Source organism: Hydrogenophaga borbori (genome assembly GCF_003417535.1).
In the GTDB taxonomy this organism is placed as follows: domain Bacteria; phylum Pseudomonadota; class Gammaproteobacteria; order Burkholderiales; family Burkholderiaceae_C; genus Hydrogenophaga; species Hydrogenophaga borbori.
This window is the reverse complement of the sequence record NZ_QVLS01000003.1, coordinates 195,868-210,645: the sequence shown is the minus strand read 5'-3', so window position 1 is coordinate 210,645 and position 14,778 is coordinate 195,868. Positions and strand designations below refer to the sequence as shown.

At 72.9% G+C, this 14,778-nt stretch carries 9 protein-coding genes; 5 read left to right on the top strand and 4 right to left on the bottom strand.

Features of this window, described 5'->3' with window-relative positions; translation table 11 throughout:
- Positions 1 to 75: 75 nt before the first annotated feature.
- Positions 76 to 1,545, top strand: coding sequence for a DEAD/DEAH box helicase (locus tag DY262_RS06745; RefSeq protein WP_116958187.1), 1,470 nt, complete (start codon positions 76 to 78; stop codon positions 1,543 to 1,545).
- A gap of 13 nt (positions 1,546 to 1,558) precedes the next feature.
- On the opposite strand, the gene DY262_RS06740 is transcribed toward DY262_RS06745, so the two are convergent.
- A complete protein-coding gene (locus DY262_RS06740; protein WP_116958186.1) occupies positions 1,559 to 2,392 on the bottom strand; it encodes a symmetrical bis(5'-nucleosyl)-tetraphosphatase in 834 nt (277 codons plus the stop codon).
- Between the two features lie 27 nt (positions 2,393 to 2,419).
- Between DY262_RS06740 and DY262_RS06735 the strand changes: the two genes are divergently transcribed.
- The gene (locus DY262_RS06735; RefSeq protein ID WP_116958185.1) at positions 2,420 to 3,739 is read left to right on the top strand and encodes a hemolysin family protein; all 1,320 of its coding nucleotides are present in this window, start codon (positions 2,420 to 2,422) and stop codon (positions 3,737 to 3,739) included.
- Between the two features lie 12 nt (positions 3,740 to 3,751).
- Here DY262_RS06735 and DY262_RS06730 read toward each other — a convergent pair whose 3' ends face one another.
- Positions 3,752 to 6,016 (bottom strand): ATP-dependent DNA helicase, encoded by a 2,265-nt coding sequence (locus tag DY262_RS06730; protein WP_116958184.1) that lies wholly within the window; start codon positions 6,014 to 6,016, stop codon positions 3,752 to 3,754.
- Positions 6,017 to 6,058: 42 nt separating this feature from the next.
- On the opposite strand from DY262_RS06730, the gene DY262_RS06725 reads away from it, so the two are divergent.
- The 3 genes from DY262_RS06725 (at position 6,059) to DY262_RS06710 (ending at position 11,103) form a co-directional block, all read left to right on the top strand.
- Complete coding sequence (locus DY262_RS06725) at positions 6,059 to 6,802, top strand: hypothetical protein (protein ID WP_245980852.1); 744 nt, start codon at positions 6,059 to 6,061, stop codon at positions 6,800 to 6,802.
- Between the two features lie 486 nt (positions 6,803 to 7,288).
- Positions 7,289 to 9,037 carry a hypothetical protein gene (locus DY262_RS06715; protein ID WP_116958183.1) on the top strand — a complete coding sequence of 583 codons (1,749 nt, stop codon included), beginning with the start codon at positions 7,289 to 7,291 and terminating at the stop codon, positions 9,035 to 9,037.
- Between the two features lie 377 nt (positions 9,038 to 9,414).
- Positions 9,415 to 11,103 (top strand): hypothetical protein, encoded by a 1,689-nt coding sequence (locus tag DY262_RS06710; protein WP_116958182.1) that lies wholly within the window; start codon positions 9,415 to 9,417, stop codon positions 11,101 to 11,103.
- On the opposite strand, the gene DY262_RS06705 is transcribed toward DY262_RS06710, so the two are convergent.
- Positions 11,097 to 13,379 carry a heavy metal translocating P-type ATPase gene (locus DY262_RS06705; protein WP_245980850.1) on the bottom strand — a complete coding sequence of 761 codons (2,283 nt, stop codon included), beginning with the start codon at positions 13,377 to 13,379 and terminating at the stop codon, positions 11,097 to 11,099. The genes DY262_RS06710 and DY262_RS06705 overlap by 7 nt on opposite strands.
- A 118-nt stretch (positions 13,380 to 13,497) precedes the next feature.
- On the bottom strand, positions 13,498 to 14,775 hold the full coding sequence (locus DY262_RS06700; protein ID WP_116958181.1) for an NAD(P)/FAD-dependent oxidoreductase: 1,278 nt from the start codon (positions 14,773 to 14,775) through the stop codon (positions 13,498 to 13,500).
- Between the last annotated feature and the right edge of the window lie 3 nt (positions 14,776 to 14,778).

Below are 14,778 nucleotides of genomic sequence, written 5' to 3'. Positions count from 1 at the left end.
TCTGGATGGGTACCGGGCGGGGTTGTAGCGCGGGTGCGACAATAGAGGGCTTACCGCCACCCCGGCGCTCCCGACATGACCCAAAGCTTCTCCGAACTCAACCTCGCGCCCGCGCTCGCGAAGGCCGTGGCCGAAATGGGCTACGAGACCATGACGCCCATCCAGGCGCAGGCCATCCCTCAGGTGCTCACCGGTCGCGACGTGATGGGCGCGGCCCAGACCGGCACCGGCAAAACCGCCGCCTTCTCCCTGCCGCTGCTGCAGCGCCTGCTCAAGCACGAGAACGCCTCCACCTCGCCCGCGCGCCACCCCGTGCGCGCCCTGGTGCTGCTGCCCACGCGCGAGCTGGCCGACCAGGTGGCCGAGCAGGTCAAGCTCTACGCCAAGTACACGCAGCTGCGCAGCACCGTGGTGTTCGGCGGCATGGACATGAAGCCCCAGACCCTGGAGCTGAAGAAGGGCGTGGAGGTGCTGGTGGCCACGCCGGGGCGCCTGCTGGACCATATCGAGGCCAAGAACTGCGTGCTCAATCAGGTCGAGTACGTGGTGCTCGACGAGGCCGACCGCATGCTCGACATCGGCTTCCTGCCCGACCTGCAGCGCATCCTGAGCTACCTGCCCAAGCAACGCACCACGCTGCTGTTCTCGGCCACCTTCTCGCCCGAGATCAAGCGCCTGGCCAGCAGCTACCTGCAGGACCCCATCACGGTGGAGGTGGCGCGTTCCAACGCCACGGCCTCCACGGTCGAGCAGCACTTCTACCGCGTCGACGACGACGACAAGCGCGGCACGCTGCGCCAGATCCTGCGCGAGCGCGGGCTCAAGCAGGCCTTCGTTTTCGTCAACAGCAAGCTCGGCTGCGCGCGCCTGGCGCGCTCGCTCGAGCGCGACGGCCTGAACACCGCCGCGCTGCACGGCGACAAGAGCCAGGACGAGCGCCTGAAGGCACTCGACGCCTTCAAGCAGGGCAACGTCGACCTGCTCGTCTGTACCGACGTGGCCGCGCGCGGACTCGACATCAAGGACGTGCCGGCGGTGTTCAACTTCGATATCCCGTTCAACGCCGAGGACTACGTGCACCGCATCGGCCGCACCGGCCGCGCGGGCGCCTCCGGCCTGGCGGTGTCCTTCGTCTCGGGCCGCGACGCGCGCCTGGTGGGCGAACTGGAAAAGCTGCTGGGCAAGAAGCTGGAGATCGAGGCGCTGGAGCTGGAGCAGGACCGCCGCCCCGCGGGCCGCTTCAACGACGGCCAGCGCGCCTGGCAGCGCGAGGAGTCGGGGCGCGAAGGCCGCGACAACCGCGAGGCCCGTGAACCGCGTGAATCGCGCGGCGCCCGTGCGCCGGCCCCGCGTGTGGCGCGCGCGCCGGCCGACCCCTTCTTCGACCAGCCTTACGAGGCCAAGCCGGCCGGCGACACGCCGCCGCAGTGGGAAACCGCGCAGCGCGCGAACGCGCCCAAGGGCCTGTCGCCCAACATCAAGCAGCGGCGCAAGGTGCCGGCGCTGTTCAAGTCCAGCGCGCCGCCGCCGCCGGCCGCGTCCTGACCGGACCGGGCCCTCACCGCCCCGGGCGCTGCGCCTGGGGACACTTCACCTCGAAGCGCTCCAGCTCATCCGGCGACGCACCCAACCGTGCGGCCGTGAGGCAGCCGCCCCATACGCAGCCCGTGTCCAGCGCCAGCAGGTGCGGCCGGTGCACGCCGCGCAGGGTGGACCAATGGCCGAAGGCCACGGGAGTGTCCGCGGTGCGGCGGCCGGGCACCTCGAACCAGGGCAGATGGCCCTCGGGCGCGGCGCCCGCGCCGTCCTTGGTCTCGAACTCCATCTCGCCCTCGGGCGTGCAGAAGCGCAGCCGCGTGAAGGCGTTGACGATCACGCGCAGGCGGTCGCTGCCCTGCAGGGCCTCGTGCCAGCGCGCGGGCTGGTTGCCGTACATCTGGTGCAGGAAGCCGCCCCAGTCGGGGGACTGCAGCACGGTTTCCACCTCGTGCGCGAGCTGCAGCGCCTCGGCCGCGTCCCACTGCGGCAGCACGCCGGCGTGCACCAGCAGCCAGCCCCGCTCCATCAGGGCCAGGGGGCGCTGGCGCAGCCAGTCGAGCAGGGCTTCGCGGTCGGTCGCGGCCAGGATGTCGCCGATGGTGTCCACGCGGTGCGGCCGGCGCACGCCCTGCGAGACCGCGAGCAGGTGCAGGTCGTGGTTGCCCAGCAGGCACTGGCCGCTGCCGCCGAGCGCGATCAGCCGGCGCAGCGCGGCGAGCGAGGCGGGGCCGCGGTTGATGAGGTCGCCCAGCACCACGAGGCGGTCCCGGCTGGGCGAGAAGTCCACGAGCTCGAGCAGGCGGCCCAGGGGCTCGTCACAGCCCTGCACATCGCCGATGAGATAAATTGCCATCGCCCGATTATGGGTACCCCCCCTGCCATGGATACCGTCCTCATCGTTTTCCTGACGCTGCTCAACGGCGCTTTTGCGATGTCCGAGCTCGCGCTGGCGTCCAGCCGCAAGGCCCGCCTGGCGGCCATGGCCGAGGCCGGCGACAAGGGCGCGCGCACCGCGCTCGACCTGCTCGACAACCCCACGCAATTCCTGTCCTCGGTGCAGGTGGGCATCACTTCCATCGGCATGCTCAACGGCATCGTGGGCGAGGCGGCGTTCAGCGACGACCTGGGCCTGTGGTTCCAGTCGCTGGGCCTCAAGGGCAGCGTGGCCGGCGTGCTGGCCACGGCGCTGGTGGTCACGGTCATCACCTTCATCACCATCGTGTTCGGTGAACTGGTGCCCAAGCGCATCGGCCAGCTCTACCCCGAGGCCGTGGCGCGCTGGGTCTCGCGGCCCATGGCGGCCGTGGCGCGCGGCGCCAAGCCCTTCGTGTGGTTGCTGACGCACACCACCCAGGGGGTGCTGAAGGCCCTGCGCGTGGACAACAGCGCCGCGCAGGTGGTCACGGAAGAAGAGATCCAGGCCAGCCTGGCCGAGGGCGTGGACGCCGGCATCATCGAAGCGCAGGAGCACCGCATGGTGCGCAACGTGTTCGGCCTGGACGAGCGCCTGCTCACCTCCATCATGGTGCGGGCCTCGGACATCGAATGGCTGGATGCGGCGATCGGCGTGGACGACGCGGTGCGCCAGGCCGCGGCCTCGGGGCACTCCTGGTACCCGGTGTGCCGCGGCGGGCTGGAGGACGTGGTGGGCGTGATCCACGTGCCGCGCCTGCTGGCCCTGCAGGCCGGGGGCGAGCGGGGGCCGGTGGGCCCGCTCGCGCAGCCGGCGGTGTTCGTGCCCGAGACGCTCACCGGCATGGAACTGCTGGAGCAGTTCCGCGCGCGGGCCACGCGCATGGCCTTCGTGGTGGACGAGTACGGCGTGGTGCAGGGCCTGCTGACGCCGCTGGACATGCTGGAGGCGATCACGGGCGAGCTCTCGCCCGAGCAGCCGGTGGACGCCTGGGCGCACCCTTGCGAGGACGGCAGCTGGCAGGTGGACGGCGCGATGCCGGTGGCCGAGCTGAAGTCGAGGCTGGAGATCGACGCGCTGCCCGACGAGGACCGGGGCCGCTACGCCACCGTGGCGGGGCTGATGCACTCCATGGCCGGCGAGCTGCTGCACCAGGGGCAGCACGTGGACGGCGCGGGCTGGCGCTTCGAGGTGGTGGAACTGGACGGCCGGCGCATCGCGCGCGTGCGGGTGACCCCGCTGCCGCCGGACGATGCCGAAGCGCCCGACGCGCGCCTGGACGGCTGATCCGCGACCGCTTCAGGCCACGCCCCACCAAGGCGGCAGCAGCGCGCGCACCTCGGGGCTGGCGAAGCGCTCGTCGAGCAGCAGCAGCGTGCCGCGGTCCTCGGGCGTGCGGATCAGGCGGCCGGCGGCCTGCACCACCTTGTGCAGGCCGGGGTAAAGGTAGGCGTCGGCCCAGCCCTGGGCGCCGGCCCGCTGCAGGCGCTCGCGCAGGGCCTCGCTCAAGGGGTCGGGCGGCGGCAGGCCCAGGGTGGCGATGCTCACGCCCACCAGGCGCGAGCCGGGCAGGTCGATGCCCTCGCCGAACACGCCGCCCAGCACCGCGAAGCCCATGCCCCGACCCCCTTCGACGAAGCGCGCGATGAAGGCCTCTCGCGCGGCCTCGTCCATGCTGCGCGACTGGGACCACACGGGCACGTCAGGCAGGACGGCGCGAAACGCCTCCAGCGCCTGCGTGAGGTAGTCGAAGCTGCTGAAGAAGGCCAGGTGGTTGCCCGGGTGCGCGCGGTAGTGCGCGCCAAGTTCGTCCACCAGGCGCGGCAGGGTGCGCGCGCGGTCGGCCCAGCGTGTGGACAGGCCGTGCGCCACGCGCACCGACCACTGCGCCGGATCGAAGGGCGAGGCCACGTCGAGCCGCGCCACGGGGTCGGGCAGGCCGAGCAGGCGCTGGGTATGCGCCATGGGCGCCAGCGTGGCCGAGAACAGCGTGGCCGCGTGCGCGCCGGCCCAGCGCGGTGCGAGCAGCTCGGCCGGCAGCAGGCAGCGCAGCGCCAGGCGCGGGCGCGGCTTGCCGCGCCGCGCGGGCGGGCCGGGCGATCGCTCCACCACCGAATGCGCGCCGAAGCGCTCGGCCACGCGCAGGAAGTGCAGGGCCTCGAACAGCCAAGGCTGCAGCGTGGCGGCGGCCTGCGGGTGGCGCGCCATGAAGTCGCTGAGGGTGGCGGCGTGGCGGCCCAGGGTGGCCATGAAGGCGGCGGGCAGGGCGTCGTCGAGCGTGGTGGTGCCGGGCCCGTCCAGGGCCAGCGCGCCCCAGGCGCGGTGCACCGCGTCCAGGCTGGATTTCAGCGCCTGCGGTGCCTGCGCGCGCCAGGCGCCGAAGCGCAGCGGGTCCAGCTCGGCGCTGTACATGGCGCGCGCGCGCTCGGCGAGGTTGTGGGCTTCGTCGAGCAGCAGCTGCACGCGCCAGCCCTCGGCCTGGGCGAGCGACCAGGCCTGGGCGCTGAGGTCGAACCAGTGGTTCACGTCGCCCACCACCACGTCGGCCCAGCGCTGCATTTCCTGGGCGAGGTAGTAGGGGCAGATGCGGTGCGCCAGCGCGATGTCGCGCAGGGCCTCGCGGTCCAGCCAGGCGCGCCGCACGGCGGCCTGGCGCGCACCGTCCAGGCGGTCGTAGAAGCCCTGCGCGAGCGGGCAGGACTCGCCGTGGCAGGCCTTGTCGGGGTGCTCGCAGGCCTTTTCGCGCGCCAGGCGCTCCAGCACGCGCAGCGGCTGGGCCTTCAGCCGGCGCAGGCCGTCGAGGGCGATGGCGCGGCCGGTGGTCTTGGGCGTGAGCACCAGCAGCTGGTCGCTGCGCACCAGCGGCATGGCGCGCAGCGCACCGAAGAGCGTGGCCACGGTCTTGCCGATGCCGGTGGGCGCCTGCGCCAGCAGGTGGCGGCCCGCGCGCTGGGCGCGAAACACCGCCTCGGTGAGTTCGCGCTGGCCGGCGCGGTAGTCGCGGAAGGGAAAGGGCGTGGCGGCCAGCGCAGCGTCGCGCGCGCGGCGGTGCGCGGCTTCCTGCCGCGCCCAGTCGCGGTAGCGCGCGCACAGGCCTTGCGTGAAGGCCTGCAGGGCCTCGCGCGTGGCCTGGCGCGTGTGCACCGTTTCATGGCCGCTGTCGATGTCGTAGTAGACCAGCGCGAGTTCGATCGATGCCAGGCCCTCGGCTTCGCACAGCAGCCAGCCGTAGACCTGGGCCTGCGCCCAGTGCAGGGCCTGGCGGTTGGGCGCGATGAGGGCCGGGTCGCCGCGGTGGGTCTTGGTTTCGTCGAGGCGGCGGGCCTGGGGGTCGTAGCCGTCGGCTCGGCCCTGCAGCAGCAGGCCCTCGCACAGGCCCGAGAGCGTGCGCTCGCGCTGGTAGTGCGCGGGGCGGCGCGCGGCCACGCTGGCGTGGCCCGCGATGCCCTCGAAGGCGCTGGGTGCAGGCGTGAAGCGGTGGTCGAGGTCGCCCGCGCGCGCCGCGAAGTCGCACAGGCGCCGCACGGCGACGCGCAGGGGCTCGGGGACGGGTTCGGCGGACACGGAGCGGGGATGATACGGAAGGACAGGAAGGACAATGGCGCGGTGAGCGAGCCTTCCCCGTTGCCACTGCCGCTGCCCCTGACCCGGCGCCACCACCAGCGCCTGCGCGAGATGCACCGCTCGGCCGGCTGGCCCTGCCACGATGCCATCGAGGTCGAGCTGATCGCGGCCGGTTGCCTGCAGCGCTGTTTCGACGGCGTGGGCCGCGAGCACCTGCGCGTGAGCGACGAGGGCATCGCCTTGCTGGCGCGCATTTACGCGCGCAACCGCGCGGCGCTGTCGGCGCACGAGGCGCTGGTGCAGCGCGTGGCGCTGGAGCAGGCGCGCGCGGGCCGGCTGGCCTGGTGCGGGCTGGCGCTGCGCGCGCCGCTGCCGCGCGAGGGCGCACCGCTGGCCAGCGACTGGGTGGTGGCCTGCCCGGACGTGTACTCGATCCGCCGCAGCTCGCGCGCCGACTGGCTGGAGCCCGTGGTACACGAGATCAAGGTGAGCCGCGCCGACCTGCTGTCCGACCTGCGCAAGGCCGACAAGCGCGCGGCCTACCTGGGCATGGCGGGCGCGGTCTGGTACGTGCTGGGCCGCGACGCCAAGGGCCGACCCGTGGGCGACGAGCGCGACGTGCCCGAGGACTGCGGCGTGCTGGTGGACGCCGGCACCGCCGGTGGCTGGGAGCTGCGCCGCGAGGCGCCGCGCCGCGCGGTGCCGCAGCTGCCGCTGGGCGTGTGGCTGGCCCTGGCGCAGGCCACGCCTGTGCGGGCCGAAGAACCCGACCAGCAGGGCCTCTGACCATAGTGCCGTCGGCCGTCCAGCCGGGGCGGTCTCGGGCGGGCTGCGGATACCCGTGGGCGCCCCGGCTGGCTACCTTGTGGACTGACCGGGTGGCGGGCCCGCCCGGTCGCGTCCCGGCCGTTTCCGCGGGGGCGTGCCCGGGCCCGGCTTCCTGGGGAGCGCGGCATGCAGACGGTGCGTCGATCGATGGGGTGGTTCGCGGCGGCGATGGCGCTGGTGTCCGTGACCGCGTGCGGGGGCGGTGGGGGCGATGCCGGCCCCAGTGGCGGATCGGGCAACTCCGCGAGCCCCAGTACAAGCCCCAGCCCGGCCCCGGGCGGCAGCCCCGCGCCATCGCCATCCCCATCGCCTGCACCGGCGCCATCCCCGGCCCCCGTCCCCGCACCACCGCCCGCCGGCACACCGCCGGCCGCGCCGCCGCCGGGTTCGGGCAGCGCGCCCATTCCCGACCCCGGCTCTGGTGCGGGCGCCACCCCCTTCACCTTGACGATCACGGCCGCGCCCCAGCGCGGCCTGAAGCTCGATTGGACCGCGGTCACAGGCGCTTTCAACTACCGGATCGACCGGGACGTCGACGCCACCGACGGTGTCGACAACTTCGGTTCGACGGCCGTGGCCGGCGCCGCGGCGCCGACGCAGTCGCACACCTTCACCGACCTGCGCCTCGTCGAGGCCATGAACCACCGGTACCGCATCCGCGCGTTGGCGGACAACGGCACCACCCTGGCCACGGCCTTCGCCACGGTGAGTGGCGACCTGGCCGCCTCGATCGACAGCGTGTCCAACCCGGTGGACGACTCCGGCGGCAACCGGGCGCGCGTGATGGCCACGGCCCTGCGCGACCAGGACGTCGTGCGGCATGTGCTGGCCGTGGGCCTGCCAGGGGCGAACCAAGGCATGGGCCTGGTCAAGGTTTACGAACGCCTGCCGCAGGGCGGGGCCTGGACCGAGGTCCAGACCCTGTCGCTGCCGCAGGCGGCCTTGGGTGACTTCTTCGGCGCCAGCGTGGCCCTGTCGCCCCATGGGCTCTGGCTCGCGGTGGGCGTGCCGGGCGACGACCATGCCACTGCGGGCACGGGCGTCAACCCCCAGCCCTCGGCGCTGGCGCGCGAGGTGCAGGATTCGGGCGCGGTGCAGGTCTACCAGTACGTGGCGGGCCAGGGCTGGACACCGCATGCCCGCTTCAAGGCCCTCAACGCGGGGGCGGGCGACGCCTTCGGCACCGCCGTGGCCATCAGCGACCAGGGCCACCTGCTCGTGGGCGCGCCCAACGAGGACAGCGCGGCGGACCCGGGCGTGTACCAGCCATCCTCCGCCGACTCACCCGAACTGGGCGATGGCCCCACCAATATCCAGGACCGGGGCGCGGTGTACGCCTACGCGAACACCGCGCAGGGCTATGCCTTTGACGCCTATGTGAAACCCCTGGTCACCGATGCGTCCCAGTCGTCGATGTACTTCGGTGCCGCGCTCGCCATGGACGCGACCGGGCAGCGGGTGGCCGTGGGCGCGCCCCGCGCGTCCTACGACGGCGCGCTCGCCGGGGGGGTGGCGTTCTACAGCGTGTCGTGGGCCCCGCCATCCGATCCTCCCTGGACGCGGTGGAACCTGCTGCAAACCGTCGGCCCCGGGGGCGATCGCCGCGTGGATGCCAGCACCAGCCCTTTGTCCCCCGCCTACCGCGGCCTGGGCGGCGCCCTGTCCATGAGCGCCGACGGCAACTGGCTGGCCGCCGGCTACGCCGAGAAGGGTGGCCTGGTGCCGCAGACCGGGCAGACCCTGCCCGCGAACGCGGGCCAGGTGGCCGTGTACCGGTTCCAGAACAACGCCTGGACCTGGCATTCCTCGCCGGTGGCGCCGGCCCCGCGCGCCAACGACCGCTTCGGCTCCAGCCTGGCCCTGGTCAATGGCGCCAACGGGCCCCAGCTGCTGGTCGGCACGCCCGAAGACGGTGCCCCGCACCAGGGCCTGATGCGCGCGGCGGACATCGTGCCCGTGGACATCGCATCGCCGGCGGAAGCCGGCGCGGCCTACTGCTTCGTGGGCAATGCCAGCGACCCCGGTCAGCCGCTGGTGCTGAAGGCGCGCCTGAAGTCGCCCGATCCGCAAAACCAGCAGTGGCTCGGCCAGGCCACGGCGCTGACACAGGACGGCAACGAATCCCTGTTGAGCGGTGCCTACGACGGCGACCCGCGCGCGCGCTTTCCGAACCTGATCTTTTTTGGCTACTGAGCCTTCTCGACCACTCAACCAAGGAAAAAGGAATGCAGATGGGGCGTCGTTCGATGCAGTGGTTCGCGGCCGCGATGGCGGTGGCGTACCTGAGTGCTTGTGGTGGTGGGGTGGACGACCCCCAGCACCGCGAGGGATCGGGCGGCGGTTCGTCCGCCACGCCCAGTCCCAGTCCAAGCCAGAGTCCGAGTCCGAGTCCGAGTCCGAGTCCGAGTCCGAGCCCCGCTCCGGGCACCCCGACGCCGCCGCCCCCGCCGCCCGCCTCGCCGGCCCCCTCGGGTTCGCCACCGGCGGCACCGCCGCCCGGCTCGGGCACGGGGCCGATTCCCGATCCCGGCACCGGAGGCCCCGCGGGCTTCACGCTGAGCATCACGGCCGTGCCGCAGCGCGGCCTGAAGCTCGATTGGCCCGCCGTCGCGGGCGCCTCCAGCTACCGCATCGAGCGCGACGCCGATGCGCTCGACGGCACCGACCGCTTCACCGAGGTGGCGCAGTCCCAGGGCCCTTCGATCACCTTCACCAACCTGAGCCTGGCGGAGGCGGTCACCCACCAGTACCGCGTCACCGCCTGCGGCGCCAGCGGCTGCACCCTGGGCAGGGGCACCGCCGTGGTGAGCGGCGACCTCGCCAGCGCCATCGTCTCCGCCACCGCCGACGTCGACGATGGCACCCAGGTGGCGCGCGCCATGGCCAGCGGCCAGCGCGGCACCGCGCAGGTGCTGGCGGTGGGCTTGCCGGGCGCCAATGGCGAGCGCGGCATGGTGCTGCTGTACGAGCGCGCGGTGGACAGCGCCGCCTGGTCGCCGCTGCCGCTCACGCTGGCGCGGGTGAACGGCGCGGCGCTCGACCATTTCGGCGCCAGTGTGGCCCTGTCGGCCAACGGGCAATGGCTCGCGGTGGGCGTACCGGGCGACGACGCGCCGACCGCCCTGGACGGCGTCAACCCCAACCCGCCCGCGGGCACGGCGCCGGTGAATGATTCGGGCGCGGTGCAGGTGTACCGCCACGCCAGCGGCGGCGGCTGGAACCTGGTGGCGCGCATCAAGGCCCCCAATGCCGGGGCGAAGGACGCCTTCGGCACCGCGGTCGCCATCGGCAACGAGGGGCAGCTGATCGTTGGCGCGCCCAACGAGGACGGCGGCGCGGAGGGTGGCGCCTACCGCTACGGCACGGCCGAGGCGGACGCCCTGAACGACCGCAGCGCCGAAGACCGCGGCGCGGTGTACGCGTACGCGGCCAGCGGCGATCTGTACAGCTTCAAGGCCTATGTCAAGCCGCCGGTGCAGCCGGGGTCGACCGGTGTGTTCTTCGGTGCGGCCCTCACGGCGGACCAGTCGGCCCAGCGGGTCGCCGTGGGCGCGCCGCGCGCCTCCTTCAACGGGCAGCTGGCCGGTGGCGTGCTGATCTATGACTTGGCCTGGCTCTGGTCCGGCGCGGCCAAGCCGGACCCGCTGGCGGCGGGTTTTGCGCCGCAGGCCAACCGGTCCTCGCCGGTCACGCCCAACCCCGCGCCCTCATCCCCCGCCTACCGGGGCTTTGGTGGCGCCGTGTCGATGGGCGCGGGCGGCGACTGGCTGGCGGTGGGCTACGCCGAGAAGGGCTACGACCCGCAGGACGGCGGCCCGATCCGTTCCGCCGCGGGCCAGGTGATCGTGTACCGGCGCCAGGGCACGGCCTGGAGCGAGCACTCGGTCCTGCTGGCGCACACGCCGCACGCGAACGACCGCTTCGGCATCAGCGTGTCGCTGGTGAGCGCCAACGGTCCGCAGCTGCTTGTCGGGGCCAGCGAGGACGGCGCCCGGCACAAGGGCCTGCAGCGGGCGGCGGAGGTCGCGCTGGAAGACGCGCAGCCGCTCGAATCGCCGGCCGACGCCGGTGCGGCCTACTGCTTCGTGGCGAACCCCGACGCCAGCCAGCCCCTGGTGCTCAAGGCGCGGCTGAAGGCGCCCACGCCCCTGGGCAACCAGTGGCTCGGTCTGGCCACCGCGATGACGCGGGACGGCAAGGAGCTCCTGCTGAGCGGTCACCACGTCGACACCTCCAGCGCGGTCTTCTTCGGCTACTGAGCCCTGGCCCGCAGCAGCCGCAGCCCGTTGAACACCACCAGCAGGCTGGCGCCCATGTCGGCAAACACCGCCATCCACATGGTGGCGTTGTCGAACAGCGCGAGCAGCAGGAAGACGAACTTGATGCCCAGCGCCAGCGCGATGTTCTGCCACAGCACCGCGTGCGTGCGCCGGGACAGGCGCACCGTCTCCGGCAGCTTGCGCAGGTCGTCGTTCATGACGATGACGTCGGCGGCTTCCATGGCGGTGTCGCTGCCCGCGCCGCCCATGCCGAAGCCGATGGTGGCGGCGCTCAGCGCCGGGCCGTCGTTGATGCCGTCGCCCACCATGCCCACGGCGCCCCGGGCGCGCAGGGCCTCGATGGCCTCGAGCTTGTCCTGGGGCAGCAGATTGGCGCGCACCTCGCCGATGCCCACCTGGGCCGCGATGGCCTGGGCCGTGGCCGGGTTGTCGCCGGTGAGCATGACCGTGCCGATGCCCAGCGCGTTCAGCGCCTGGATGGCCTCGCGGCTGCTGGCCTTGGTGGTGTCGGCCACCGCGAACAGCGCGAGCACGCCCTGGGCGCCCGCGAGCAGGGTGACGGTGCGGCCCTGGGCCTCGTGCTCGCGCATCAGCGCCTCCAGCTCGGGCGAGCACTGCCGGCGCTCTTCCATCCAGCGGTGGTTGCCCAGCGCGTAGGCCTGGCCCTCGACCTGGCCGCGCACGCCGCGGCCAGGCTCGGCGGCGAAGGCCTCGACGGGCGCGGCGGGGCCTTCGAGGCCGACGGCGATGGCCTTGGACACCGGGTGGTCCGAGCGCGCCGCCAGGCCGCGCGCGATGGCCATCACCCGCTCGGGCGCCAGCGCGCCCGGCAGCAGGGCCTGCGCCACCAGGCGCGGCTTGCCCTCGGTGAGGGTGCCCGTCTTGTCGACGGCCAGCACGCGCAGGCGGCGCGCCTCCTCCAGGTACACGCCGCCCTTGATGAGGATGCCGCGGCGCGCCGCCGCCGCCAGGCCGCTCACCACGGTCACCGGGGTGGAGATCACCAGCGCGCAGGGGCAGGCGATGACCAGCAGCACCAGCGCCTTGTAGACGGCGCTCAGCCAGGGCCAGCCGAACAGCAGCGGGCCGCTCAGCGCCACGGCGAGCGCGATGGCGAACACCGCCGGCGTGTAGACGGACGCGAAGCGGTCGACGAAACGCTGCGTCGGCGCGCGCTTGGACTGGGCCTGCTCGACGGCGTCGATGATGCGCGCCAGCACGGTGTCGCCCGCGGGCTTGCCCACCTCGAACTCCAGCGCGCCGTGCTGGTTGATGGTGCCGGCGAAAACCTCGTCGCCCGGGCCCTTGTCCACGGGGATGCTCTCGCCGGTGATGGGTGACTGATCGGCCGCGCTGTGGCCGGCGGTGACCCGGCCGTCGAGCGCGAAGCGTTCGCCGGGCTTGATGCGCACGGTGGCGCCCACGGCCACCGTTTTCGCGTCCACCAGGGCCCACCGGCCGTCGGCCTGGCGCACCTCCGCCTGGGGCGGCGACAGGGCCAGCAGGCCGGCGATGGCGTTGCGCGCGCGCTCCACCGAGCGCGCCTCGATCAGCTCGGCCAGCGAGTACAGCGCCATCACCATGGCCGCCTCGGGCCATTGGCCGATCAGGAAGGCGCCGGTGACGGCCACCGCCATCAGCGCGTTGATGTTGAGCTGGCCGCGCCGCAGCGACGACCAGCCCTTGCGGTAGACCGAGGTGCCGGCCAGCGCGATGGCGCCCGCCGCGACGCCCATGCCCAGCAGTTCCCAGGGCAGGGTGTCGGGGGCGAAGAATTCGATGAGTTCGGACAGCAGGGCCACCACCAGGGCGGCGACCAGCCGCCACAGCTCGCGCTGCTGCGATTGCGCGGTGGCCTGCGCCGAGGGCGGCGCGGCGACCCGTTCGGTCTGGAAGCCGGCCGAGCGGATGGCCGCGTCCAGCGGTTCCCAGGACGCTTCGGGCGCCTCGATGCCCAGGGTGCGGCCGGGCAGGTCGAAGTGCAGGCGGCGGACCTCGCTGAAGCGCTCCAGCGCGCGGCGGATCTCGCCTTCCTCGGTCGGGCAGTCCATGGCGGGAATGCGCAGCAGCAGCTCACCGGGCGCGGCGGCGCGCGGGGGGCGGGTGAGCGACACCGGCGCGGCGCAGGCGGCGCCGTCGCAGCAGGCCTGCGCCTGGCCGTGGTCGTGGTCGTGGCTTTCCTTGTGGTCGTGCCCACCGTGGCCGTGATCGTGGCCGTGGGGGTCGTTCGCGTGTTCGTGGCGGGTGGTGGACATCGTGGTTGCTCTCCGGTCCACCGATTGAAATCCCTGTAGCGGGTACAGGGTCAAGCCCGCGCCGCCAGAAAGGACAAACCCCGCCGAAGCGGGGTTGTTTCCTGGGAGGGCTGGCGGATCAGGCCAGCATGTCGGCCCAGATGTTGCGTGCCCAGCCGAGGGCGTAGGCGCCTTCGATCTCGCTCGCCGCGCTGGACAGGCCGCCCGAGCCCGGCACCGTCAGCATGGTCTTCTGCGCGGCGTCGTAGCGGTGCACGCTGGCCACGTGCACCACGTCCTTGGCGGTGACGAAGCTGTAGCAGGTGTTGGCGTACAGCGGGTTTTGCGGCGGTTGCTGGCCCATCAGCAGCGAGACCACCGCGGCCGCGCAGGTCTTGCCGTGCTGGTTGGCCATGTGGCCCGATTTGGGCATGGCCGGCGCGATCTGGATCGCGTCGCCCAGCACGTGGATGTTCTTGGCCACCTTCGATTCGAAGGTGAGGAAGTCCACCTCGCACCAGCGCGCGTTGGCCGTGGCCAGGCCGCTCTTGACGGCGATGGCGCCGGCGCGCATGTCGGGCAGCACGTTGGCCACGCCGGCCTTGAAGTCGTCGTTGAACTCGAACTTCAGGGTGTTGGTGGCGGCGTCCACGTCGACCACCTTGTGCTTGGGGCGGTATTCGATGAGGCCCTTGTAGTGCTCGTCCCAGGCCTTGAGGAACAGGCCCTTCTTGGAGGTGATGTCGTCGTTGGCGTCGAAGACGATGACCTTGCTCTTGGGCTTGGCCACCTTGAAGTAGCTCGCCACCATGCAGGCGCGCTCGTAGGGGCCGGGCGGGCAGCGGTAGGGCGCCAGCGGGATCGACAGCGCGTACGTGCCGCCGTCCGGCAGGGCCTTGAGCTGGTCGTGCAGCGCGGCCGTTTGCGGGCCGGCCTTCCAGGCGTGCAGGATCTTGTCGGCCGCCCCGGGCTTGGCCAGGCCGGGGATGGTGGGCATGAAGTCCACGCCGGGCGAGAGGATCAGCCGGTCGTAGGGCAGGGTGGCGCCGCTGGCCAGCTTCACGGTGCGCTTGTCGGGGTCGATGCTCTCGACCATGTCGCGCACCAGCTTCACGCCGTGCTTGCGCTGCAGCTGGTCGTAAGACACCGTGATGTCGGCCAGGGTCTTGTGGCCGCCCACCACCAGGTTGCTCAGCGGGCAGGACACGAAGTTGGCGTTGGGCTCCACCAGCGTCACCTCGACGCGGCCTTCGGAGAACAGGCGCAGGTACTTGGCGGCCGTGGCGCCGCCGTAGCCGCCGCCCACCACCACCACCTTGGGGCCGGCACCGCCGCCGGTGGCGCATCCCGCCAGCAGGCCCAGGCCGGCCACCGCCGAGCCGGCGCCCAATGTCTGTACGAATTGACGACGTTTCATGGC